We start from the raw sequence: 22,812 nt of genomic DNA on the forward strand, positions 1-22,812 counted from the left end.
GGTCTCGTTCAGGCATATTCACGATTATGGCCGCATCAGTCAGACGGCGCTCAGCGCGCGCTCAAGGTTTGCCAACAGGGTATGCCGAAATGGCCCAGTAGTTCTGCGGTTTCGCACAGCGGTAGGCCGACCACGGCCGAATAACTGCCGTCCAACCCGGCGACAAACACCGCGCCCAGGCCCTGGATACCATAGCCGCCGGCCTTGTCCCGAGGTTCACCGCTGGCCCAATAGGCCGTCGCTTCCTGTTCCGTGATCGACCGAAAGCGCACCAGGCTGCGCACAACGAGGGATTCGCAACGCTGTCCATCCAGTATGGCAATGGCAGTCAATACTTCATGTTCGCGACCGGACAGGCTCAAGAGCATCGTCATGGAATCGGCCTGGTCCAATGGCTTGCCGAGAATCCGTCCGTCCAGCACCACGGCGGTGTCGGCTCCGAGCACGCAGCCATCCATGCCGTCGCCCAGAGCACGTCGCCCAGCCTCGGCCTTGCCGCGCGCCAGGCGTACGACATAGGCCGAAGGGCTTTCGTGATCCAAGGGGGTTTCGTCGATGTCCGCGCTGACGGCGGTAAACGGCACGCCGATCTGCGTGAGCAGCTCACGCCGGCGCGGCGAGCCTGAGGCGAGGTAAAGCGGTTTCATCAAGACATCTCCCTATCAAGGCCAATGCCTGACCGAATCAGTTGATTTTGAAACGCAGGCGCAGGCCACGCAAACCGAAGCTGACCCAGGGCCAGAGCAAGGCGCTGACCAGGGCTGGCAAGACCAGCGCCAGGGTCGGCTGGCGATTGCCGGTCAGCGCGCTGAGCCACAACTGCACCAGTTGCGCCAGGCCGAAGATCACCAGGATCACCAAGCACTGCTGCCACATAGGGAACATCCGCAGGCGTTGTTGCAGCGACAGCACCAGGAAGGTGATCAGCGTCAGGATCAACGCGTTCTGCCCCAGCAAAGTGCCATAAAGCACATCCTCGGCCAGGCCCAGGCACCAGGCGGTGACCATGCCGACCTTGTGCGGCAAGGCCAGCGCCCAGAAGGCCAGCAACAGGGCCAGCCACAGTGGGCGCAGGATTTCCATGAACTGCGGCAGCGGCGAAACGCTGAGCAACAGGCCGATGGCGAAGGTCAGCCAGACCATCCAGCCGTTACCGGATTGGGTACTGCTCATTCTTCTCGTGCTCCCCTGGGGGCTGGCGTGGTGGCCGGCGTGGAGACTGGTGGTTTGGCGGCGGGCCGGGCCGATTGAGCAGGCTGCGCGGCGGGCACGTGGGTGGCCGAGCGGGTCGGTTTCGCAGCAGGCGTGGCGGGTGCAGTGGCCGGGGTGGCCGGGGTGGCCGCCGGCGGGGTGGCCCGAGCCGCCGTCGCGGGTGCGGGCACGGATGGTTTGGGCACCGTGGCAGGGACAGGCGCCGGCGCTGCTGTCGCCGGGGCAGCCGACTCACCACCCTGGCGGTCCTGGGCTTCCTGGGCCACGGCGGCATCGTTGGCACGCTCTTCGGGCGTACGGTTGTCGCTGAATACCAGCAGCAGGTAGCGGCTGCGATTCAATGCAGCCGTCGGCACCGCGCGAACGATGGCAAACGGCTGGCCGGAGTCATGGATGACTTCCTTGACCGTTGCCACCGGATAACCGGCCGGGAAGCGCTGGCCAAGGCCGGAGCTGACGAGCAGGTCGCCTTCCTTGATATCGGCGGTATCGGCCACGTGCCGCAGTTCCAGGCGTTCCGGGTTGCCGGTGCCGCTGGCAATCGCGCGCAAGCCGTTGCGATTGACCTGCACGGGAATGCTGTGGGTGGTATCGGTCAGTAGCAGCACTCGGGAGGTGTAGGGCATCAACTCCACCACCTGGCCCATCAGGCCCCGGGCGTCGAGCACCGGCTGGCCAAGGACCACGCCGTCGCGCTCGCCCTTGTTGATGATGATGCGATGGGTGAAGGGGTTGGGGTCCATGCCGATCAACTCGGCCACTTCGACCTTCTCGTTGACCAGCGCCGAAGAATTGAGCAACTCGCGCAGCCGCACGTTCTGCTCGGTGAGGGCCGCCAGCTTCTGCATGCGCCCCTGCAGCAGCAGGTTTTCGGTCTTGAGTTTTTCGTTTTCAGCGACCAGTTCGGTCCGGCTGCCAAACTGGCTGGCCACACCCTGCCACAAGCGCTGCGGCAGGTCGGTAATCCAGTAGGACTCCATCAACACCAGCGACATCTGGCTGCGCACAGGCTTGAGCAGCGTGAAGCGGGCATCGACCACCATCAGCGCGACCGAGAGCACGGTCAGCACCAGCAGGCGCACACCCAATGAGGGGCCTTTGGCGAAAAGCGGTTTAATAGGCCGCTCCTCCCAGGCAAATGTTTTCTTTATTCATACGGCATCAAACCGGCCTGGATACGAATGACAGAAGATAAACGCCAACGGGCAGCACTGCAAAGTGCTGCCCGGGAGCGAACAACATAGACGATCCAGCCAACTTATTCGCTGGAGAGCAGGTCCATGGTGTGCTTGTCCATCATTTCCAATGCACGGCCACCGCCGCGGGCAACACAGGTCAACGGGTCTTCGGCAACGATCACCGGCAGGCCGGTTTCCTGGGCCAGCAGCTTGTCGAGGTCACGCAGCAGCGCGCCACCACCGGTCAGCACCAGGCCGCGCTCGGCGATGTCCGACGCCAGCTCCGGCGGCGACTGCTCCAGGGCGCTCTTGACGGCCTGGACGATGGTCGCCAGCGACTCTTGCAGCGCTTCGAGCACTTCGTTGGAGTTGAGGGTAAAGGCTCGTGGAACGCCTTCGGCCAGGTTACGACCGCGTACGTCGACTTCACGCACTTCACCGCCCGGGTAGGCCGTGCCGATTTCCTGCTTGATGCGCTCGGCGGTGGATTCGCCGATCAGGCTGCCGTAGTTGCGACGCACATAAGTGATGATCGCTTCGTCGAAACGGTCGCCGCCCACACGTACGGATTCGGCGTAGACCACACCGTTGAGGGAGATCAGCGCGATTTCAGTGGTACCGCCACCGATGTCGACGACCATCGAGCCGCGGGCTTCTTCCACCGGCAGGCCGGCACCGATGGCAGCGGCCATTGGCTCTTCGATCAGGAACACTTCACGGGCACCGGCACCGAGGGCCGATTCACGGATAGCGCGACGCTCTACCTGGGTGGACTTGCATGGCACGCAGATCAGCACACGAGGGCTGGGCTGCAGGAAACTGTTTTCGTGAACCTTGTTGATGAAGTACTGCAGCATCTTTTCGCAGACGCTGAAATCGGCGATCACGCCGTCCTTCATTGGGCGAATGGCCGCGATGTTGCCCGGTGTACGGCCCAGCATGCGCTTGGCTTCCGTACCGACAGCCACGACACTTTTCTGGTTACCGTGCGTGCGGATGGCCACGACCGAGGGTTCATTCAGGACGATACCGCGCTCGCGCACGTAAATAAGGGTGTTGGCAGTGCCCAGGTCAATGGAAAGATCGCTGGAAAACATGCCACGCAGTTTCTTGAACATGGGAAAGGGACCCTAGGCAACGCGTGGGTAAAAAAGTGCGGCAAACTCTAACAACGACAGGGATTTTGGGCAAGGCGCCAATATGTTAAATTGGCCGCTTTTCTGTGCACCAAACCCTACAATCGCGGCCGTAAGACCGTAGAACTGCGGTAGTGTTCCGACAATCTAACACACGGACAGACTACGTCCGTTTTGTTTTCCACTGGAGAATCCCATGGCGCTTGAACGCTCCGACGTGGAAAAAATCGCTCATCTGGCCTGTTTGGGCCTCAATGAAGCCGATCTTCCACACATCACTTCTGCCCTGAACAGCATTCTGGGGCTGGTCGACGAGATGCAGGCGGTCAATACCGACGGCATCGAACCACTGGCTCACCCACTGGAAGCCAGCCAGCGCCTGCGCGCCGACGTCGTGACCGAGTCCAATCACCGCGAGGCCTACCAGTCCATCGCACCAGCGGTCGAAAACGGCCTGTACCTGGTTCCGAAAGTCATCGACTAAAGGGAAAGAGCCTCTCATGCATCACATGACCCTGGCCGAGATCGCCCGCGGACTCGCCGATAAAAAGTTTTCTTCCGAAGAGCTGACCCAGGTCCTGCTGGCGCGCATCGCCCAGCTCGACCCGCAGCTCAACAGCTTCATCAGCCTCACCCAAGAGCTGGCCCTGAGCCAGGCCAAGGCCGCCGACGCCCGGCGCGCCAACGGTGAAACCGGCGCCCTGCTCGGTGCGCCGATTGCCCACAAGGACTTGTTCTGCACCCAGGGCATCCGCACCAGCTGCGGCTCGAAGATGCTCGACAACTTCAAGGCCCCGTACGATGCCACCGTGGTCGCCAAGCTGGCCGCCGCCGGCACCGTGACCCTGGGCAAGACCAACATGGACGAATTCGCCATGGGCTCGGCCAACGAGTCGAGCTACTACGGCGCGGTGAAAAACCCGTGGAACCTGGACCACGTACCGGGCGGCTCGTCCGGGGGTTCCGCCGCCGCCGTGGCTGCGCGCCTGTTGCCGGCCGCCACCGCCACCGACACCGGCGGCTCGATTCGCCAACCGGCAGCATTTACCAACCTCACCGGCCTGAAGCCGACCTACGGCCGCGTCTCGCGCTGGGGCATGATCGCCTACGCCTCCAGCCTCGACCAGGGTGGCCCGCTGGCCCGCACCGCCGAAGACTGCGCGATCCTGCTGCAAGGCATGGCCGGCTTCGACCCGAACGACTCCACCAGCATCGATGAGCCTGTGCCGGACTACAGCGCCAGCCTCAATGGCTCGCTACAGGGCCTGCGCATCGGCGTGCCGAAGGAGTACTTCAGCGCCGGCCTCGATCCACGCATCGCCGAGCTGGTCCATAACAGCGTCAAGGAGCTGGAGAAGCTCGGCGCGATCATCAAGGAAATCAGCCTGCCGAACATGCAGCACGCGATTCCCGCGTACTACGTGATCGCCCCGGCGGAAGCGTCCTCGAACCTGTCGCGTTTCGACGGCGTGCGCTTCGGCTATCGCTGCGAGAACCCGCAAAACCTGATCGACCTGTACAAGCGCTCCCGTGGCGAAGGCTTCGGTGCCGAAGTGCAGCGCCGGATCATGGTCGGCGCCTACGCGTTGTCCGCCGGCTACTACGATGCTTATTACCTCAAGGCGCAGAAAATCCGTCGCCTGGTGAAGAACGACTTCATGGCCGCCTTCAACGAGGTGGACATCATCCTCGGCCCGACCACGCCAAACCCGGCCTGGAAACTCGGCGCCAAGACCAGTGATCCAGTCGCCGAATACCTGGAAGACGTCTACACCATCACCGCCAACCTCGCCGGCTTGCCGGGCCTGTCCATGCCGGCCGGTTTCGTCGATGGCCTGCCAGTGGGCGTGCAGTTGCTCGCGCCGTATTTCCAGGAAGGCCGCCTGTTGAACGTTGCCCACCAGTATCAGTTGAACACTGACTGGCACACCCGCACCCCAACCGGCTTCTGAGGAGAAACACATGCAATGGGAAGTCGTGATCGGGCTGGAGATTCATACCCAGCTCACCACCCGGTCGAAAATCTTTTCCGGTAGCTCCACCACGTTCGGCTCCGAGCCCAACACCCAGGCCAGCCTGGTCGACCTGGGCATGCCCGGCGTGCTGCCGGTGCTCAACGCCGAAGCAGTGCGCATGGCGGTGATGTTCGGCCTGGCGATTGACGCCGAGATCGGCCAGCACAACGTGTTCGCCCGCAAGAACTACTTCTACCCGGACCTGCCCAAGGGCTACCAGATCAGCCAGATGGAACTGCCGATCGTTGGCAAGGGCCACCTGGACATCGCCCTCGAAGACGGCACGGTCAAGCGCGTCGGCATCACCCGCGCGCACCTGGAAGAAGACGCCGGCAAGAGCCTGCACGAAGAATTCAACGGTGCCACCGGCATCGACCTGAACCGTGCCGGCACACCGCTGCTGGAAATCGTTTCCGAGCCGGACATGCGCAGCGCCAAGGAGGCCGTGGCCTACGTCAAGGCGATCCACGCGATGGTGCGTTACCTGGGCATCTGCGACGGCAACATGGCCGAAGGTTCGCTGCGCTGCGACTGCAACGTGTCGATCCGCCCCGTGGGCCAGGTTGAATTCGGCACCCGTTGCGAGATCAAGAACGTCAACTCGTTCCGCTTCATCGAGAAGGCGATCAACAGCGAGATCCAGCGCCAGATCGAACTGATCGAGGACGGTGGCAAGGTCATCCAGCAGACCCGCCTGTACGACCCGAACAAGGACGAGACCCGTCCGATGCGCAGCAAGGAAGAAGCCAACGACTACCGTTACTTCCCCGACCCGGACCTGCTGCCAGTAGTCATCGAGAACTCGTTCCTCGACGAGGTGCGCGCCACCCTGCCGGAACTGCCACCGCAGAAACGCGAGCGCTTCCAGGCGCAGTTCGGGCTGTCGAGCTATGACGCCAACGTCCTGGCCACCAGCCGCGAACAGGCCGATTACTTCGAGAAAGTCGTGAGCATCGGTGGCGACGCCAAGCTGGCGGCCAACTGGGTGATGGTCGAACTGGGCAGCCTGTTGAACAAGCAGGGCCTGGAAATCGACCAGTCGCCGGTCTCGGCCGAGCAACTGGGCGGCATGCTGGTGCGGATCAAGGACAACACCATCTCCGGCAAGATCGCCAAGATGGTGTTCGAAGCCATGGCCAATGGTGAAGGCAGCGCCGACGAGATCATCGACAAGCGCGGCTTGAAGCAGGTCACCGACACCGGCGCCATTTCCGCCGTACTCGATGAAATGCTCGCGGCCAACGCCGAGCAGGTCGAACAGTACCGCGCCGCAGACGAAGCCAAGCGCGGCAAGATGTTCGGCTTCTTCGTCGGCCAGGCCATGAAAGCCTCCAAGGGCAAGGCCAACCCGCAACAAGTCAACGAACTGCTCAAAAGCAAGCTCGAAGGCTGATTGCAATGGAGCCAGATTTCAAGCCTGGCTCCCTTCGCCCTTGCGAGAGTGAGCCAGTGGGAGCAAAGCTTGCTCGCGATGAAGGCACCTCGGTCTATCAGAGGAGCGCGTTATCGTTCGTCGCGAGCAAGCTTTGCTCCCACAGGCTTCACACCCACTGGCCAGCCCCCCTATCTGTAGTTGGAAACCCCTACATGAAGCGTCTCCTTGGCGCCTGCGCCCTGCTGTCCCTGCTGGCCGGTTGCGCCAGCCAGAGCGGGACGGTCGATCCACACGGCTACGACCAGACCGGCGTCGCCTCCTATTACGGTGCCAGGCACCATGGCAAGCGCACCGCCAGCGGCGAGCGTTTCGACCAGCACGGCCTGACCGCCGCCCATCGCCAGTTGCCGTTCGGCACGCGGGTGAAGATCACCAACCTGGGCAACAATGACAGCGTGGTGGTGCGCATCAACGACCGTGGCCCATACTCCCGAGGCCGTTTGATCGACGTGTCCCGCGAAGCCGCCGAGCAACTGGGCATGTTGCGCACCGGCACCGCACGGGTGCGCGTGCAAGCCCTCGACGATTGATAGACGGAGCCCGGCCATTTCCCTACTCACCGCCCTACCGCTGCTGAGCCTGATCGAATTGTTCGGCGCCCTGCTATTGCTCATCGGCGGTGCCGAACTGCTGGTACGCGCCGCCGTGGGCCTGGCGGCACGCTTGCAGGTCCGGCCGCTGATCATCGGCCTGACCGTCGTCGCGTTCGGCAGCAGCGCCCCACAAATGGCCATCAGCCTGCAGGCGACCCTGGCGCAAAACGCCGACATCGCGGTGGGCAGCGTGATCGGCAGCAGCATCTTCAACATCCTCGTCACCCTTGGGCTGTCGGCGCTGATCATTCCGTTGCGCGTCTCGCGCCAACTGGTGCGCCTGGACATTCCGTTGATGATCGGTGCCAGCCTGCTGGTGTTCGTGCTGGCCTGGAATGAAGAACTGACCCGGTTGGACGGCGTATGGCTGCTGGCGGCCCTGGCGGTGTACCTGGGCCTGTTGCTGCGCCAGTCGCGGCATTCGGGACGGCCGCACACGCTGGGTATCGAGGTGCCCGGGGGTCCTGGCCCAAGAGCCTGGTGATGATCGTGCTGGGTCTGGCAATGCTGGTTTTCGCCGGACACCTGCTGCTGGGCGCGGCGGTGGAAGTGGCGATGGACTTGGGGCTTTCGGAGCGCATCATCGGCCTGACCATTGTCGCCGTCAGCACCTCGCTGCCGGAGCTCGCCACCTCGTTGATCGCCGCCCTGCGCGGCCAACGGGACATTGCGGCAGGCAACGTCATCGGCAGCAACCTGTTCAACCTGCTCGGGTATTGGGGATAACCGCCCTCGCCGCCCCCACGCCACTGTCGGTCTCGCCGAACGCCCTGGATTTCGACCTGCCGGTGATGCTCGGCGTAGCGGTGCTGTGCCTGCCGGTGTTCTATTCCGGTTATCGCGTCACCCGCGCCGAAGGCCTGCTGTTCCTGGGCCTGTACCTGGCCTACGGGCTGCACGTGGTGTCGTTCACCACCGGCATGCCCCTGGCCGGTCAACTGGAACGGCTGATGCTGTTTTATGTGCTGCCGGCCTTGCTCGCGTTTTTGCTGTTCACCTCCCTGCGCGCCTGGCGCCGCCAACACCACAAGAGGGATTTGCCATGACTGACACTCCAAAGACCGGCCTGGACATGCGTCGCCAGGTCATGGGCGACGCATTCGTCGACCGCGCCCTGGGCAACGCCACCGAGTTCACCCAGCCATTGCAGGACTTCGTCAATGAACATGCCTGGGGCAGCGTCTGGAGCCGCGAAGGCCTGCCGCTCAAGACCCGCAGCCTGATCACCCTGGCCGCCCTCACCGCCCTCAAGTGCCCGCAGGAATTGAAAGGCCACGTACGTGGCGCGCTGAACAATGGCTGCACGGTGGAAGAGATTCGCGAGGCATTGCTGCATTGTGCGGTGTACGCGGGCGTGCCGGCGGCGATCGATGCGTTTCGGGCGGCGCAGGAAGTGATCGATAGCTATCAGACATCTGAGTGACCGTTAGATCGCTATCGCGAGCAAGCTCGCTCCCACAGGGGCTTGTGGGTGTATTCAAGTTTCCCGTACACCCGTGATCACCTGTGGGAGCGAGCTTGCTCGCGATTGGGCCTCAAAAACAGCGCAAGCCCAAGGCTAGATCCACCCACCCCACTGCAACACGAAAATCCCCACATTGGTGGTGATCGCCGCCATCAACGTGGTGATGACGATGATCGCCGCCGCCAGTTCATGGTTACCATCGGCCGCGCGGGCCATGACGTAACTGGCGGCGGCGGTGGGGCTGCCGAAGTACAGGAACAGGATCCCCAGCTCCGCCCCGCGAAAGCCCCAGCACCACGCACCGAGGGTGGTCAGCAGGGGCAGCCCGACCATCTTCACCAGGCTCGAACTCAGGGCCATCTTGCCGCTCTTGCGCAAGGCCGCCAGCGACAGCGTGCCGCCGATGCAGATCAACGCCAGGGGCAAGGTCATTTGCGACAGGTACTTGGCCGAGGTCTCGAACCAGTTCGGCAGGCCGATGTGCCAATAGGCGAACGGCGCGGCGACGATCACGCTGATGATCAGCGGGTTGCTGAACACGCTCTTGCAGATGCTCCACGGGTCCGACTTGATCACCGGGCTGTAGACCGCCAGCACGATGGTCGACAGGGTGTTGTAGAACAAGATCACCAGCGCCGCGAGAATCGCTCCCAGGGAAATCCCGTAGTCGCCATACATGCTTGCCGCCAGCGCCAGGCCGATGACCCCGTTGTTGCCGCGAAACGCGCCCTGGGTGTAGATGCCACGGTCCTGGCGCGGACACCGCCAGATCGCCCAGCCCCAGGCCATGGCGAAACTCACCAGGGTGGCGATGGAAAAGTAGATCAGCAGGTCAGGCTGCAACGCCGCGTGCAGGTCGGCATGGAGGATGCCAAGGAACAACAGCGCCGGCATGGTGACGTTGAACACCAGGGACGATGCGATGTGGATGAAGTTGTCGTTGATCCAGCCAATGCGCTTGAGCAACGTTCCCAGAAACAGCATGGCGAACACCGGCGCGGTGATGTTCAGGGTTTCGAGGAAAATTGCCAGCATGCCGGGGACCTTGAGAGGGATGTCGTTAGGTGGCTAATGATAAGCCACTCACGGCATTGGCGTCTGGTTGTGGGAGCGAGCCTGCTCGCGAGACGGTCATTCAACTGACATCGACGTTGAATGTGCCACCGTCTTCGCGAGCAGGCTCGCTCCCACATTTTGTACCTCACACTACAGGGGACTTTGCCTATCAAAGGCCCTGTGGTCACCCCAGGATCAGGTAATCGGCGCCGGGTTGAACAACGTGATGTCGTTGTACAGCTTGTGCCGCTCGGCCCAGGTCTGTTTCTTGCCGCTGGCCACGTCCAGGTAGTAGTGGAACAGCTCCCAACCCAACTCTTCGATGGTTGCGCGTCCGGTGGCAATCCGGCCGGCGTCGATGTCGATCAGGTCCGGCCAGCGTTGGGCCAGTTCGGTGCGCGTCGAAACCTTCACCACCGGCGCCATCGCCAAGCCATACGGCGTGCCGCGCCCGGTGGTGAAGACGTGCAGGTTCATCCCCGCCGCCAGTTGCAGCGTGCCACAGACGAAATCACTGGCCGGCGTGGCGCAGAAGATCAGACCCTTTTGCTTGAAGCGCTCGCCCGGGCCGAGCACGCCGTTGATCGCACTGCTGCCGGACTTGACGATCGAGCCCAGGGATTTTTCGACGATGTTCGACAGCCCGCCCTTCTTGTTGCCCGGCGTGGTGTTGGCGCTGCGATCGGCCTCGCCCTTGGCCAGGTAACGGTCGTACCAGTCCATCTCGCGCACCAGTTCCTGGGCGACTTCCTGGGTTTGTGCCCGGGAGGTCAGCAGGTAGATCGCATCGCGCACTTCGGTGACTTCGGAGAACATCACCGTCGCCCCGGCCCGCAACAGCAAGTCCGAGGCGTAGCCCAGCGCCGGGTTGGCGGTGATGCCGGAGAACGCATCGCTGCCACCGCATTGCATGCCCAGGATCAGTTCCGAAGCCGGAACCGTTTCGCGGCGGCGCAGGTCGAGTTTCTTCAGGCGGGTCTCGGCCAGCGCCATGATCTGTTCGATCATTTCGGTAAAGCCGTGGCTGGAATCCTGCAAGCGATACAACCATGGCTCGCTGAGGTCCACCGAACTGTCGCCTTCATGCATCACCTGCCCGGCCTGCAATTTCTCGCAGCCCAGGCTGATCACCAACGCTTCGCCGCCCAGGTTGGGGTTGCGCGCCAGGTTGCGCACGGTGCGAATCGGGATGTAGGCGTCGGTGGCAGTGATCGCCACACCGCAGCCGTAGCTGTGGGTCAGCGCCACCACGTCATCGACGTTCGGGTACTTGGGCAGCAGCTCGTCCTTGATGCGCTTGACCGCATGGTCCAGCACACCGGTCACGCACTGCACCGTGGTGGTGATGCCCAGGATGTTGCGCGTGCCGACGGTACCGTCGGCGTTGCGATAACCCTCGAAGGTATAGCCCTCCAGCGGCGCATCGGCCGCTGGTACGTCGGTGGAAAGCGGCAGGCTGTCCAGCGGCGGTGCGGTGGGCATGCGCAGTTGGTCTTCCTTGACCCAACTGCCACGGGGGATCAGTTGCAGCGCGTAGCCAATGACCTGGCCGTAGCGGATCACCTCGCCGCCCTCGGGAATGTCTTCCAAGGTGACTTTATGGCTCTGCGGTACGAAGTCGACGGTGACCAGGCCGTCCGGGAACTCGGTCCCGGCTGGTACGCCTTGGTCATTGACGACGATTACCACGTTGTCCCGCTCGTGCAGGCGGATGTAACGGGGCGAATCGGCATGTTCAATCAGTTGCATTGACGCCGCTCCTTCAAGATTTAGCTTCAGACAGGCTGGAGATGTCGGCATCCTTGGCCGTAGGTTCCTTGAGCACGACACGCTTGATCGGCCCGACGATGACCAGGTAGCTGAACACCGCCAACAGCGCGTTGCAACCGACGAACACCAGTGCCCACTTGAACGAACCGGTGGCGCTGATGATGTAGCCGATGACAATCGGCGTGGTGATCGATGCCAGGTTACCGAAGGTGTTGAACAGGCCACCGCTCAAACCGGCGATCTGTTTTGGCGAGGTGTCGGACACCACGGCCCAGCCCAATGCGCCCACGCCTTTACCGAAGAAGGCCAGGGCCATGAAGCCCACCACCATCCATTCGATGTCCACGTAGTTGCACGCCACGATGCTGCTGGACACCAACAGACCAGCGATGATCGGCGCTTTGCGAGCGAAGGTCAGCGAGTGGCCCTTGCGCAGCAGGTAGTCGGAAATCACTCCGCCCAGCACGCCACCGATGAAACCGCAGATCGCCGGCAAGGACGCAATGAAACCGGCCTTGAGGATGGTCATGCCGCGTTCCTGCACCAGGTACACCGGGAACCAGGTCAGGAAGAAATAGGTGATGCCGTTGATGCAGTACTGGCCCAGATACACGCCGAGCATCATGCGGTTGGTCAGCAGCTGGCGGATGTAATCCCACTTCGGACCGTCGGTTTTCTTGTCCTTGCCCTTGTCCTGGTCCATATCGACCATCGCGCCGTTGGCGGCGATGTGATTGAACTCGGCTTCGTTGATCATCGGGTGCTGGCGCGGGCTGTGGATCACTTTCAACCAGATCAGCGAGAACAGGATGCCGATCACGCCCATCACGATGAACACGTGCTGCCAGCCAAAGCGGTAGACGATCCAGCCCATCAGCGGCGCGAACAGCACCGTGGCGAAGTACTGCGCCGAGTTGAAGATCGCCGAGGCTGTGCCGCGTTCAGCGGTGGGAAACCAGGCGGCGACAATGCGTGCATTGCCCGGGAAGGACGGCGCCTCGGCCAGCCCCACCAGAAAGCGCAGCATGAACAGCGCAACCACGGCCGTGGACATGCCGAACTCACCGACATAGCCTTGCAGCACGGTGAACAGCGACCAGGTGAAAATGCTCAAGGCATAGATTTTTTTCGACCCGAAACGGTCGAGCAGCCAGCCGCCAGGAATCTGCCCGGCCACGTAGGCCCAGCCGAAAGCGGAGAAAATATAACCGAGGGTAACGGCATCGATGCCGAGGTCTTTTTGCAGGCTGGAGCCTGCGATAGCGATGGTGGCGCGGTCGGCATAGTTGATCGTCGTCACCAAAAACAGCATGAGCAGGATCAAATAGCGGACGCGGGTCGGCTTGGTCTCTTGCATGTCATCTACTTCCACTATTTATTTTTATACGGGAAATCAGGTTGTATGCGATCGGCGCCGGATGCCCGGCGCCGATCGGTATTGCGCTTACGATCCGATGTAGGAAGTCTTCACCACGGTGTAGAACTCTTGCGCGTAGCGACCTTGCTCACGCGAACCATAGGACGAACCTTTGCGGCCGCCGAACGGCACGTGGTAATCCACGCCGGCGGTTGGCAGGTTGACCATCACCATGCCCGCCTGGGAATGGCGCTTGAAGTGATTGGCGTACTTCAGCGAGGTGGTGGCGATACCGGCGGACAGACCGAACTCGGTGTCGTTGGCCATCGCCAGCGCGGCCTCATAGTCGGCCACGCGCACAACGTTGGCCACCGGGCCGAAGATCTCTTCGCGGCTGATACGCATCGAGGCTTCGCTGTCGGCGAACAAAGTCGGCGCCAGGAAGTAACCTTCGGTGTCGCACGTCACCAGGCCGCCACCGCTGACCAGCCGTGCACCTTCGCTCTGGCCGATGTCGATGTACTTCAAGTCCTGGCTGAGCTGGGCTTCGGAAACCACCGGGCCGATATCAGTGCCTGCCTTCAACGCATGACCGACCTTGATCGACTGCATGCGCTCGGCCATGGCCTCGACGAACTTGTCGTGGATGCCGGCAGTGACGATCAGGCGGCTCGAAGCCGTGCAACGCTGGCCGGTGGAGTAGAACGCGCTCTGTACCGCCAGTTCGACGGCCTGCTTGAGGTCGGCGTCGTCGAGGATGATCTGCGGGTTCTTGCCGCCCATTTCCAACTGCACCTTGGCCTGGCGCGACACGCAATTGACCGCGATCTGCCGCCCTACGCCCACCGAACCGGTAAAGCTGATGCCGTCGACTTTCGGGCTGTTGACCAGGACTTCGCCGACCACACGGCCGCTGCCCATCACCAGGTTGAACGCACCGGCCGGGAAACCGGCGCGGGAAATGATCTCGGCCAGGGCCCAGGCGCAGCCCGGTACCAGCTCGGCAGGCTTGATCACCACGCAGTTGCCGTAGGCCAGGGCCGGGGCGATTTTCCACGCGGGAATGGCGATCGGGAAGTTCCACGGGGTGATCAGGCCGACCACACCCAGGGCTTCGCGAGTGACTTCGACGTTGACGCCCGGGCGCACCGACGGCAGGTAATCGCCGGACAGGCGCAGGCATTCACCGGCGAAGAACTTGAAAATGTTACCGGCGCGGGTCACTTCGCCGATGGCTTCGGGCAGGGTCTTGCCCTCTTCCCGGGCCAGCAGTTGACCGAGCTCTTCACGGCGAGCGAGGATTTCGCTGCCGACTTTGTCCAGCGCATCATGACGGGCCTGGATGCCCGAGGTCGACCAGGCCGGGAACGCGGCGCGGGCGGCTTCGATGGCGGCATTGACTTGCGCTGCGTCAGCCTTGGCGTATTCACCGATGACATCGGACAAGTCAGACGGGTTGATGTTGGTGCAATAGTCAGCACCGGCCACCCACTGACCGTTGATGTAGTTATCGAAACGCTTTGAATCTGCCACGAATGCTCCTCCTTACATAAAGCCTTACGCAAAAAGCCGCTGATTGCTCAGCGGCCTTACCGGGTCTGTTACTGCTTGCCTTGCTTGTCGATCAGCGCGGCCAGGGCTTCGTATTCTTCTGGCAGCAGATCGGTCAGCGGGGTACGCACAGGACCGGCGTCATAGCCAACGATCTTGGCGCCCGCCTTGACGATGCTCACCGCGTAACCGGCCTTGCGGTTGCGGATGTCCAGGTACGGCAGGAAGAAGTCGTCGATGATCTTGCCAACGGTCTCGTGATCTTCACGGGCAATGGCGTGGTAGAAATCCATCGCGGTTTTCGGGATGAAGTTGAACACCGCCGAGGAGTAGACCGGCACGCCCAGGGCCTTGTAGGCCGCGGCGTAGACTTCAGCGGTCGGCAGGCCGCCCAGGTAGCTGAAACGATCGCCGAGGCGGCGACGGATCGACACCATCAGTTCGATGTCGCCCAGGCCATCCTTATAGCCGATCAGGTTCGGGCAGCGCTCGGCCAGCTGTTCCAGCAAAGTGGCGTTCAGGCGGCAAACGTTGCGGTTGTAGACCACGACGCCGATCTTCACCGATTTGCACACCGCTTCTACGTGGGCGGCAACGCCGTCCTGGCTGGCTTCGGTCAGGTAATGCGGCAGCAGCAACAGGCCCTTGGCGCCCAGTCGCTCGGCTTCTTGAGCGTATTCGATGGCCTGGCGAGTGGCACCGCCAACACCGGCAAGAATTGGCACGCTGGTGGCGCAGGTATCGACAGCGGTCTTGATGACTTGCGAATACTCGCTGGCGGCCAGGGAGAAAAATTCACCGGTGCCGCCAGCTGCGAACAAGGCAGAGGCGCCATACGGGGCCAGCCACTCGAGGCGCTTGATGTAGCTGTCGCGATTGAAATCGCCTTGAGCAGTGAAATCGGTGACCGGGAACGACAGCAGGCCAGACGAGAGGATGGACTTCAGTTCTTGTGGATTCATTATTCGAACACCCTGGGACGCAATTTATGTATGAGAGAGTTAAGCTTCGGCCAGAAGTTGTAGGTCATCGTACAACTTAAAATATGAACGTCAACTGTATTTCGTCTCTTGTTGGGTGCACGGCCTCGGGAATCGATCGCCAAGCTCTGTAGATCAGGGGTTTGGGCTTGATCGCAACACAGATAAAACCTGCTGGGCGGCATCCGCACCGCTCGTCGTCACTGTTAACTCTGTCAGTAGTCGTCATCGTGGCAAGGGGGCATAACCACGAATGGCCGTGCCATACCCGGTCGCAGTGCCTTTCTCAATCTTTCAGGTGAGACGCCCCATACGCGACGCTCAGGGCTGCCTCACAGGGAGTGACATCATGACGACGTATGCGAAGCCCACGCTTAAGGATTTCCCAGCCAATCCAGCCTCCGGGGAGGTCACCATCAGCTTGTCGAAGACAAAGACGTTGACCGTAAAGATTCCGAATGCAGATTTCGAACCCAACTCATCCGCGCAACTGACGCTGGGTATCGGCTCGAATCCCCCTACTCGGGTAGGCCCTTTCGCCCCCCTGACCGAGTTCGAGGAGGCCACGCCACGCAAGGATGTGACATTGACGGTCACCGGCGCCGACTTGAAAGCGTTCAGCGGTAAAGTGGTTGAGCTTCGTTACGAAGTCAGCTACGAGAGTCGGGACCCCGATAGATCCGAGCCACAAATGTTGCGGATCGTGGCGTAGGACTGGGCGCCCGCTGTCAGGCAGGCCCCGGATACCAAGCCAGGCACCTTTTATTGTGGCAAGGGGATTTAGCCCTGGGCTTGTGCCTCTTCATGGGCCTGGCGCAGCCTTTCACGGCTGTTGGTCAGGTGCAAACGCATGGCCGCACGGGCGGCGTCGGAGTCCTGGCGGGCGATCGCGTCGTAGATCTCCTCGTGCTCACGGCTCAGGCGATTCATGTAGCGCTGCTGGTCATCATGGGCCAGGCGCGCCGAGTTCACCCGGGTACGCGGAATGATGCTGGTACCCAGGTGGGTCATGATGTCGGTGAAGTAGCGGTTGCCGGTGGACAGGGCGATTTCCAGGTGGAAGGCGAAGTCCGAGGCCACCGCATCGCTGGCGTGGGCAGCGCTTTCGTTCAAGGCGTCGAGGGCGGCGCGCATGGCGCCCAGTTGCTCGTCGCTGCGGCGCTGCGCCGCCAGCCCGGCGGATTCCACTTCCAGGCTGATGCGCAATTCCAGGATCGCCAGCACGTCACGCAAGGTGACCACGGTGGCCGGGTCGATGCGAAAACCGCTCGGGCTCGGCGTGTCCAGCACGAAAGTGCCGATGCCATGGCGCGTTTCCACCTGGCCGGCCGCCTGCAAGCGGGAAATCGCCTCGCGCACCACGGTACGACTGACGCCATGGGCTTCCATGATCGCCGACTCGGTGGGCAATTTATCGCCACGCTTGAGCAGGCCGTCGCGAATCTGCTCGGTCAACACCGTCACCAGCTCCTGCGCCAGGCTGCGGCGCTTGCGGGGAAAGCGTGGTACTTCGATCGGGTTTTCCATGGGGCTGTGTCTCGGTAAACGGCTGAATGGCAACATCATAGCGCAACGTGGTTGTATGATCACTGTGGGTGCGGAAACCGAGCCAACTTCATCGCGAGCAGGCTCGCACATTGGATCGGCTGCGTACACGAGTACCCGACTCACCACAAACCCTTGTGGGAGCGAGCCTGCTCGCGATGGCGGTGGGTCAGCCACATCAATATCAATGACCTACCGCTATCGCGAGCAAGCTCGCTCCCACAGGTTTTGTGGTGGTCAGGCGGCTACTGTACGTTCCACCAGCTGGCCATTTTCGATACGCACATGTCGCGGATGGAAACGTTTCAAACTGCTCCGATGGCCGACGCTGACGATGCTCAGGCCCGGCAACTGATCGATCAGTGCCTGGTACAGCGTTGCTTCGTCTTCTTCATCCATCGCCGACGTGGCTTCGTCCATGTACAACCATTGCGGTGCATAAAGCAATGCGCGGGCAAAGGCCAGGCGTTGTTGCTCGCCGGGCGAGAGCATGCGCTGCCAATGGTTGCTTTCATCCAGCCGCGCAATCAGGTGCGGCAGGCGGCAGGTTTCCAGCACCTGGGCATAACGTTCGTTGGGATAGATATCGCCAGCCTGTGGATAACTCAATACCTCACGCAGGCTGCCAATCGGCAGATAAGGCTTCTGCGGCAGGAACAGATAACGCGCGGCGGGAAGCCGGATCGTCCCGTGCCCCGCCGGCCACAAATGCCCCATCGCCCGCAGCAGGGTCGATTTGCCACTGCCCGAACGGCCACTGAGCATCACCCGTTCGCCCGGTTCCACGGTCATGTCGGCGTTATCGAGCAGATGGCGACCGTCGGCCAGGTCCAGCCCCAAGTGATGCACCTTCAATTCATCGCCCTGGTTCTGCACGTCGATGGCCGGCACGCGGTCTTCATTGTCGCTCATGGCCTGGCGGAAACTCAGCAGACGGTCGCAGGTGGCGCGCCACGCGGCGAGGTCGGCATAAGCGCTGATGAACCAGCTGAAGTTCTCCTGCACGTTGCCGAACGCCGAGTTGATCTGCATGAGCTCGCCCAGTTGGATCTTGCCGGCGAAGTAGCGCGGCGCGGCGACGATGAACGGGAAGATGATCGCGATCTGGCCATAGCCGGAGGTGAAGAACGTCAGGCGCTTGGACACTCGCATGATGTCCCAGAAGTTATGCCAGACCAGGCCGAAACGCCCGCTCAGGCGACGGTTCTCGTTCGGTTCGCCGTTGTACAGCGCAATGCTCTCGGCGTTTTCACGCACCCGTACCATGGAGAAACGCAGGTCGGCTTCGAAGCGTTGCTGGTTGTTGTTCAGACCGATCAGGCGTCGGCCGATCAGGTGCGTCAGCCAACTGCCCACCGCCGCATACACCAGCGCGCACCAGAACATGTAGCCGGGGATGGTGTAGCCGAACACTTCGATGCTGCCCGACACGCCCCACAAAATAATCGAGAACGACACCAGGCTGACCACGGTGCGCAGCAATCCCAAGCCCAGGCTCAGGGTGTTGGTGGTGAAACTGTTGAGGTCTTCGGAAATCCGCTGGTCCGGGTTATCGGTATAACCACCCTGCTCCAGCCGGTAGTAATTCTTGTCGTTGAGCCAACGGGCAAAGTGTTGCTCGGTGAGCCAGGCCCGCCAGCGAATGGTGAGCATCTGCGTGAGGTACAAGCGGTAGACCGCGCCGAGGATCGCCACCGCCGCGATGCCGCAAAAATACAGGATCAACTGCCAGAACGCCGCGCTGTCCTTCTCTTGCAGGGCGTTGTAGAAATCCTTGTACCAACTGTTGATCCACACCGAGATCGCCACGCTGAACAGCGAGAGTGCGATGACGGCAATCAACAGCGTCCAGGCCTTGCCCTTCTCCTCACTGCGCCAGTACGGCGTGGTCATTTGCCAGACACGGCGGAAAAACTGTCCGCGCACCGTGTCATTGACCGCGGAATATTCAGCGTTCTGATTCATGGTTAAGGCTCTATAAAGAAAAGAACAGACTCGGGCCGATCATAGAGCAACGGCCCGATGTGTCGCGAGGGTGGACAACACCTGTTCAGCGCAGGTTCAGCGACGCACGGGACGCTTTTGCAATTTGCGCTGCAAAGTCCGCCGGTGCATGCCCAAGGCGCGGGCCGTGGCGGAGATATTGCCTTCGTGCTCGGTCAGCACCCGCTGGATGTGCTCCCATTGCAGGCGATCCACCGACATGGGGTTTTCCGGCACCAGGGTGTCGAGGTCAGCGTGCTCGGACAACAGCGCCGCCAGCACGTCATCGGCATCCGCCGGTTTGCACAGGTAATTGCAGGCTCCGCGCTTGATGGCCTCGACCGCGGTGGCGATGCTCGAATAGCCGGTGAGGATCACCACGCGCATCTCCGGGTCCAGCTCCAGCAACTTGGGCAGCAGCACCAGGCCCGAATCGCCGTCCATCTTCAGATCCAGGGCGGCGTAGTCCGGCAGGTCGGCCTGGGCGATGGTCAAGCCTTCTTCGGCGGAACCTGCGGTGCTCACGCGAAAGCCACGACGGGACATTGCCCGGGCCATCACGCGGGTGAACGTGGCGTCGTCATCCACCAGCAACAGGTGCGGCAGTTCTTCGCCGTCGACTTGGATCTCGTCACTCATGTTTCGTCTCCTCGGTCGGCATGGGGCAGGCGCAGCTCGGTGAGCGTGCCGCCTTCCTCATGGGGGTAGAGTTTCACCGAGCCGCCGGCGCGTGTCACGCTGGCTTTGCTCAAAAACAGGCCCAGGCCGAAACCTTTGCCCTTGGTGGTGTAAAACGGTTTGCCGATCTGCTCGGCAATCGCCAGCGGCACACCGGCGCCGTGGTCGCGAATGCTGATGGTCAGCTCATAGGCGTTCCAGTCCAGCGCCACTTCCAGCCCTTCGGGGCAGGCATCGGCGGCGTTGTTCAGCAGGTTCAGCAACGCCTGGGTCAAGTCCGGCGGCGGCGCCATGCGCGGCACCGGGCCTTGCCCCAGGCGCTGGAAGCGATAACTGGCTTCCGGACGCATCAGGTGCCAGCGGTTCAGGGCCTCGTCGAGCCAGTCGGTGACGTCCTGCATGTCGATGGCCAACCGGCGATTGGCCTCGGCGGCGCGCACCAGGTATTGCAGGGTTTCCTTGCACAGCTTGACCTGATCCTGCAACACGCTGAGGTCCTCTTGCAGTGCCGGGTCGTGGTGATCCTGGCGCATCTCCTTGAGCAGCACGCTCATGGTCGCCAGTGGCGTACCCAACTCGTGGGCAGCACCGGCGGCCTGGGTCGCCACGGCCAGCAATTGCTCGTCGCGCAGCCCCTCCTCACGGCGGATGGCCCGCAGTTCTTCCTGGCGGCGCAACTCCTCGGCCATGCGCGCGGCAAAAAACGTGATGACCGCCGCAGCCAGGGCGAAGCTCAGCCACATGCCGTAGATCTGCAGGTTTTCCCGGGCGATGGGGAAGGTTTCCAGCGGGTAGAACCGCGCCAGCAGCAAGGTGTACAGCGCCAGGGCAATGCCGGAAAGAATCAGCGAAAAACGCCACGGCAACGTCACGGCGGCGATGGTCAGCGGCACCAGGTAATAGGAGACGAAGGGGTTGGTGGAGCCGCCGGAGAAATACAGCAATGCGCTGTGGATAAACAGGTCGCAGGCCAGCTGTACCGCATATTCGAGCTCGGTCACCGGCCACGAGGTGCGCAGGCGAATCGCCGTCAGCGCGCACAGCACGCTGGAACAGGCCAAGGTGATCGCAAGTTGCAGCCAGGGCAGCGGCAGCAGATCGAACCAATAGGCGAGCCCCACCGAGCCGGCCTGGGCAGCCAGGACCAGGATGCGGATGAATGTCAGGCGCCAGAGGTTCTGGCGAGAGGCGGAAGTCAATTGCAAAGGGGCGAGCATGAGCTCTCCTGATGAGCGCTCCAGGCGAATCGCACGGAGTATAACCAAGGCGCGGGTTGCACAGGCAGATATGCGGCAAAGCGCCACAGCCTTGGAGGCTGCCTATCCCCTTGCTCCCGCTGGACGGCGCGTAGGAGCTGCCGAAGGCTGCGATCTTTTGATCTTTCGCTCACGACTCAAGTAGCCGGAACAAGATCGCAGCCTCGTTGCACTCGACAGCTCCTACGACGCAGTCCAGCGCAAGCAAGCTCCCTCGCCACAGAAAACCCATCTCCGGGCAATCTGTATAGAAGTTGTAACTGTGCGAACCCGCCCATAAAAGCTAGAGTCTTATCGTTCACGCAGGCCCGGACCTTATCCCTGCGCCTCATCCCAAGGAGCTTTCATGCACACGTTCAGTCGCCCCGCTGCCCTACTCGCCCTCAGCCTCGGCACCGTCGCCAGCCTGCCGGCCCTGGCCGCCGATGAGCTGCACTACAACCAGATCTCCCTGCGCGCCGAAGCCAGCCAGGAAGTCGCCCGCGACCTGATGATCGTCACCCTCTACACCGAGGAACAGAACACCGACCCGGCCAAACTCGCCGCAGCCGTCAGCACCACGCTGAACAAAGCCATCGGCCAGGCCAAAGAGGTCAAGGACATCAGCCTGCGCCAGGGCAGCCGCAACAGCTACCCGGTCTACGACAATAAAGGCGGGAAAATCACCGGCTGGCGCGAACGCGCCGAACTGCGCCTGGAAAGCGCCGACTTCGCCGCCCTGTCCAAACTCACCGGCGAACTGTTGGGTGACATGAAAATGGGCGGCATGGACTTCGCCATCGCCACTGCCACCCGCCAAAGCAGCGAAGACGCCCTGCTCAAGGACGCCGTCAACGCCTTCAAGGCCCGCGCCCAACTGGCCACCGACGCCCTGGGCGGCAAGGGTTACAAGATCGTCAACCTGAACTTCAACACCAACGGTTATCCACAACCCTACATGCGCGCACCGATGATGATGAAAGGCGCGTCCATGGATGCCGAGTCGGTGACGCCGGAAGTCGAAGCGGGCACCAGCAAGGTGACCATGACGGCGGATGGGGCGATTGAGGTGTTGATGCAGTAACCCGCCTGATCATTCCCACGCGAAGCGCGGGAATGATCAAACTGCCTGCTTCGTTTTTACTTCAGCAAAGGCATCGCCGCCTGCGCGAGTTTGGTGAGCAACTCAATATCACGCCCATCGCGTGCGCCATCCTCGTTTAAATCAGTTTTTATACCCACCTTGTCGTAGCGCCCGTCCTTCAAAGAGGAAGATACAAACGTATCGAGGTAACACTGCTCGTCCCGAAAAAATTTGAGCCGAACCTCAGGGCTTTCATCACGATCAAGATCTTTAAGTGATATGCGGATTTCGTTGGCGGCCATCATCGAACCTCATCCGTTAAGTCAGATTGGTACGGCATCGCTGCTTTGAATAAAGCACGTCCGTATCCAGCATCCTAACCACGCTTGCCAGACCGTCTACTGTCAGGGTTGACAGGTGGATGCCCATACAGACCGAACCTCTCAAACCTGCGAGGAGAAACCCGTGGCGAGGGGATTTAGCGAAACGTCGTGCCCCCGCTGGGCTGCACAGCAGATCCAAACCTGACTCTTTGCGCT

At 61.9% G+C, this 22,812-nt stretch carries 21 protein-coding genes and 1 pseudogene; 8 read left to right on the forward strand and 14 right to left on the reverse strand.

Going from position 1 to position 22,812, the window contains the following annotated elements:
- Positions 1-50: 50 nt before the first annotated feature.
- From KI237_RS25330 to mreB, 4 genes are all read right to left on the reverse strand, one after another.
- Positions 51-647, reverse strand: coding sequence for a Maf family protein (locus KI237_RS25330; RefSeq protein ID WP_212797538.1), 597 nt, complete (start codon positions 645-647; stop codon positions 51-53).
- Positions 648-684: 37 nt separating this feature from the next.
- Positions 685-1,173 carry a rod shape-determining protein MreD gene (gene mreD, locus KI237_RS25335; RefSeq protein ID WP_003197820.1) on the reverse strand — a complete coding sequence of 163 codons (489 nt, stop codon included), beginning with the start codon at positions 1,171-1,173 and terminating at the stop codon, positions 685-687.
- Positions 1,170-2,330, reverse strand: a complete 1,161-nt coding sequence (gene mreC, locus KI237_RS25340; RefSeq protein ID WP_212800694.1) for a rod shape-determining protein MreC — start codon at positions 2,328-2,330, stop codon at positions 1,170-1,172. Before mreC ends, mreD begins: the two co-directional genes overlap by 4 nt.
- Positions 2,331-2,470: 140 nt before the next feature.
- Positions 2,471-3,508, reverse strand: coding sequence for a rod shape-determining protein MreB (mreB, locus tag KI237_RS25345; RefSeq protein WP_002555108.1), 1,038 nt, complete (start codon positions 3,506-3,508; stop codon positions 2,471-2,473).
- 214 nt (positions 3,509-3,722) lie between these two features.
- Here mreB and gatC point away from each other — a divergent pair, with 214 nt between their 5' ends.
- The 6 genes and pseudogenes from gatC to KI237_RS25375 all read left to right on the forward strand — a co-directional run bounded on the left by gatC (position 3,723) and on the right by KI237_RS25375 (position 8,992).
- Positions 3,723-4,010 (forward strand): Asp-tRNA(Asn)/Glu-tRNA(Gln) amidotransferase subunit GatC, encoded by a 288-nt coding sequence (gene gatC / locus KI237_RS25350; RefSeq protein WP_003197816.1) that lies wholly within the window; start codon positions 3,723-3,725, stop codon positions 4,008-4,010.
- 16 nt (positions 4,011-4,026) lie between these two features.
- The gene (gatA, locus tag KI237_RS25355; protein WP_212797539.1) at positions 4,027-5,478 is read left to right on the forward strand and encodes an Asp-tRNA(Asn)/Glu-tRNA(Gln) amidotransferase subunit GatA; all 1,452 of its coding nucleotides are present in this window, start codon (positions 4,027-4,029) and stop codon (positions 5,476-5,478) included.
- A gap of 10 nt (positions 5,479-5,488) precedes the next feature.
- Positions 5,489-6,934, forward strand: coding sequence for an Asp-tRNA(Asn)/Glu-tRNA(Gln) amidotransferase subunit GatB (gene gatB, locus KI237_RS25360; RefSeq protein WP_212797540.1), 1,446 nt, complete (start codon positions 5,489-5,491; stop codon positions 6,932-6,934).
- Between the two features lie 194 nt (positions 6,935-7,128).
- Positions 7,129-7,506 (forward strand): septal ring lytic transglycosylase RlpA family protein, encoded by a 378-nt coding sequence (locus tag KI237_RS25365; RefSeq protein ID WP_212797541.1) that lies wholly within the window; start codon positions 7,129-7,131, stop codon positions 7,504-7,506.
- Between the two features lie 49 nt (positions 7,507-7,555).
- A pseudogene (locus KI237_RS25370) lies at positions 7,556-8,615 on the forward strand (calcium/sodium antiporter).
- Positions 8,612-8,992, forward strand: coding sequence for a carboxymuconolactone decarboxylase family protein (locus KI237_RS25375; RefSeq protein ID WP_212797542.1), 381 nt, complete (start codon positions 8,612-8,614; stop codon positions 8,990-8,992). The pseudogene KI237_RS25370 and the gene KI237_RS25375 overlap by 4 nt, the downstream one beginning before the upstream one ends.
- Before the next feature lie 135 nt (positions 8,993-9,127).
- On the opposite strand, the gene KI237_RS25380 is transcribed toward KI237_RS25375, so the two are convergent.
- The 5 genes from KI237_RS25380 to kdgD all read right to left on the reverse strand — a co-directional run bounded on the left by KI237_RS25380 (position 9,128) and on the right by kdgD (position 15,730).
- Positions 9,128-10,069: an AEC family transporter gene (locus KI237_RS25380; protein ID WP_212797543.1), complete on the reverse strand. Its 942-nt coding sequence runs from the start codon at positions 10,067-10,069 to the stop codon at positions 9,128-9,130.
- Between the two features lie 216 nt (positions 10,070-10,285).
- Positions 10,286-11,839, reverse strand: coding sequence for a galactarate dehydratase (gene garD, locus KI237_RS25385; RefSeq protein WP_212797544.1), 1,554 nt, complete (start codon positions 11,837-11,839; stop codon positions 10,286-10,288).
- Between the two features lie 13 nt (positions 11,840-11,852).
- The gene (locus KI237_RS25390; RefSeq protein ID WP_212797545.1) at positions 11,853-13,217 is read right to left on the reverse strand and encodes an MFS transporter; all 1,365 of its coding nucleotides are present in this window, start codon (positions 13,215-13,217) and stop codon (positions 11,853-11,855) included.
- A gap of 87 nt (positions 13,218-13,304) precedes the next feature.
- Positions 13,305-14,750, reverse strand: a complete 1,446-nt coding sequence (locus tag KI237_RS25395; RefSeq protein ID WP_212797546.1) for an aldehyde dehydrogenase family protein — start codon at positions 14,748-14,750, stop codon at positions 13,305-13,307.
- A 68-nt stretch (positions 14,751-14,818) separates the two neighbouring features.
- Positions 14,819-15,730, reverse strand: coding sequence for a 5-dehydro-4-deoxyglucarate dehydratase (gene kdgD, locus KI237_RS25400; RefSeq protein WP_212797547.1), 912 nt, complete (start codon positions 15,728-15,730; stop codon positions 14,819-14,821).
- A gap of 367 nt (positions 15,731-16,097) precedes the next feature.
- Between kdgD and KI237_RS25405 the strand changes: the two genes are divergently transcribed.
- Complete coding sequence (locus KI237_RS25405; protein ID WP_212797548.1) at positions 16,098-16,460, forward strand: hypothetical protein; 363 nt, start codon at positions 16,098-16,100, stop codon at positions 16,458-16,460.
- A 68-nt stretch (positions 16,461-16,528) separates the two neighbouring features.
- On the opposite strand, the gene KI237_RS25410 is transcribed toward KI237_RS25405, so the two are convergent.
- From KI237_RS25410 to KI237_RS25425, 4 genes are all read right to left on the reverse strand, one after another.
- Positions 16,529-17,275, reverse strand: coding sequence for a FadR/GntR family transcriptional regulator (locus KI237_RS25410; protein WP_212797549.1), 747 nt, complete (start codon positions 17,273-17,275; stop codon positions 16,529-16,531).
- 255 nt (positions 17,276-17,530) lie between these two features.
- Positions 17,531-19,258 carry an ABC transporter ATP-binding protein/permease gene (locus KI237_RS25415; protein ID WP_212797550.1) on the reverse strand — a complete coding sequence of 576 codons (1,728 nt, stop codon included), beginning with the start codon at positions 19,256-19,258 and terminating at the stop codon, positions 17,531-17,533.
- Positions 19,259-19,354: 96 nt separating this feature from the next.
- On the reverse strand, positions 19,355-19,915 hold the full coding sequence (locus KI237_RS25420) for a response regulator transcription factor (RefSeq protein ID WP_003177957.1): 561 nt from the start codon (positions 19,913-19,915) through the stop codon (positions 19,355-19,357).
- On the reverse strand, positions 19,912-21,171 hold the full coding sequence (locus KI237_RS25425; protein WP_212797551.1) for an ATP-binding protein: 1,260 nt from the start codon (positions 21,169-21,171) through the stop codon (positions 19,912-19,914). The genes KI237_RS25420 and KI237_RS25425 overlap by 4 nt, the downstream gene beginning before the upstream one ends.
- Before the next feature lie 385 nt (positions 21,172-21,556).
- On the opposite strand from KI237_RS25425, the gene KI237_RS25430 reads away from it, so the two are divergent.
- Positions 21,557-22,273 (forward strand): SIMPL domain-containing protein, encoded by a 717-nt coding sequence (locus tag KI237_RS25430; RefSeq protein ID WP_212797552.1) that lies wholly within the window; start codon positions 21,557-21,559, stop codon positions 22,271-22,273.
- Between the two features lie 56 nt (positions 22,274-22,329).
- Here the strand turns inward: KI237_RS25430 and KI237_RS25435 are convergent, their stop codons facing one another.
- Positions 22,330-22,578, reverse strand: a complete 249-nt coding sequence (locus tag KI237_RS25435; RefSeq protein WP_212797553.1) for a hypothetical protein — start codon at positions 22,576-22,578, stop codon at positions 22,330-22,332.
- Between the last annotated feature and the right edge of the window lie 234 nt (positions 22,579-22,812).

Source organism: Pseudomonas sp. St316, from assembly GCF_018325905.1.
Classification (GTDB): domain Bacteria; phylum Pseudomonadota; class Gammaproteobacteria; order Pseudomonadales; family Pseudomonadaceae; genus Aquipseudomonas.

Bases quoted from the DNA above. Each gene is read 5' to 3' on its own strand.
- gatB (WP_212797540.1), top strand. From the start codon at position 5,489: ATGCAATGGGAAGTCGTGATCGGGCTGGAGATTCATACCCAGCTCACC.
- mreD (WP_003197820.1), bottom strand. From the start codon at position 1,173: ATGAGCAGTACCCAATCCGGTAACGGCTGGATGGTCTGGCTGACCTTC.
- KI237_RS25435 (WP_212797553.1), bottom strand. From the start codon at position 22,578: ATGATGGCCGCCAACGAAATCCGCATATCACTTAAAGATCTTGATCGT.
- KI237_RS25425 (WP_212797551.1), bottom strand. From the start codon at position 21,171: ATGCTCGCCCCTTTGCAATTGACTTCCGCCTCTCGCCAGAACCTCTGG.
- KI237_RS25430 (WP_212797552.1), top strand. From the start codon at position 21,557: ATGCACACGTTCAGTCGCCCCGCTGCCCTACTCGCCCTCAGCCTCGGC.
- gatC (WP_003197816.1), top strand. From the start codon at position 3,723: ATGGCGCTTGAACGCTCCGACGTGGAAAAAATCGCTCATCTGGCCTGT.
- KI237_RS25380 (WP_212797543.1), bottom strand. From the start codon at position 10,069: ATGCTGGCAATTTTCCTCGAAACCCTGAACATCACCGCGCCGGTGTTC.
- mreB (WP_002555108.1), bottom strand. From the start codon at position 3,508: ATGTTCAAGAAACTGCGTGGCATGTTTTCCAGCGATCTTTCCATTGAC.
- KI237_RS25410 (WP_212797549.1), bottom strand. From the start codon at position 17,275: ATGGAAAACCCGATCGAAGTACCACGCTTTCCCCGCAAGCGCCGCAGC.
- KI237_RS25330 (WP_212797538.1), bottom strand. From the start codon at position 647: ATGAAACCGCTTTACCTCGCCTCAGGCTCGCCGCGCCGGCGTGAGCTG.
- KI237_RS25420 (WP_003177957.1), bottom strand. From the start codon at position 19,915: ATGAGTGACGAGATCCAAGTCGACGGCGAAGAACTGCCGCACCTGTTG.
- KI237_RS25415 (WP_212797550.1), bottom strand. From the start codon at position 19,258: ATGAATCAGAACGCTGAATATTCCGCGGTCAATGACACGGTGCGCGGA.
- KI237_RS25365 (WP_212797541.1), top strand. From the start codon at position 7,129: ATGAAGCGTCTCCTTGGCGCCTGCGCCCTGCTGTCCCTGCTGGCCGGT.
- gatA (WP_212797539.1), top strand. From the start codon at position 4,027: ATGCATCACATGACCCTGGCCGAGATCGCCCGCGGACTCGCCGATAAA.
- KI237_RS25405 (WP_212797548.1), top strand. From the start codon at position 16,098: ATGACGACGTATGCGAAGCCCACGCTTAAGGATTTCCCAGCCAATCCA.
- KI237_RS25375 (WP_212797542.1), top strand. From the start codon at position 8,612: ATGACTGACACTCCAAAGACCGGCCTGGACATGCGTCGCCAGGTCATG.
- KI237_RS25390 (WP_212797545.1), bottom strand. From the start codon at position 13,217: ATGCAAGAGACCAAGCCGACCCGCGTCCGCTATTTGATCCTGCTCATG.
- kdgD (WP_212797547.1), bottom strand. From the start codon at position 15,730: ATGAATCCACAAGAACTGAAGTCCATCCTCTCGTCTGGCCTGCTGTCG.
- garD (WP_212797544.1), bottom strand. From the start codon at position 11,839: ATGCAACTGATTGAACATGCCGATTCGCCCCGTTACATCCGCCTGCAC.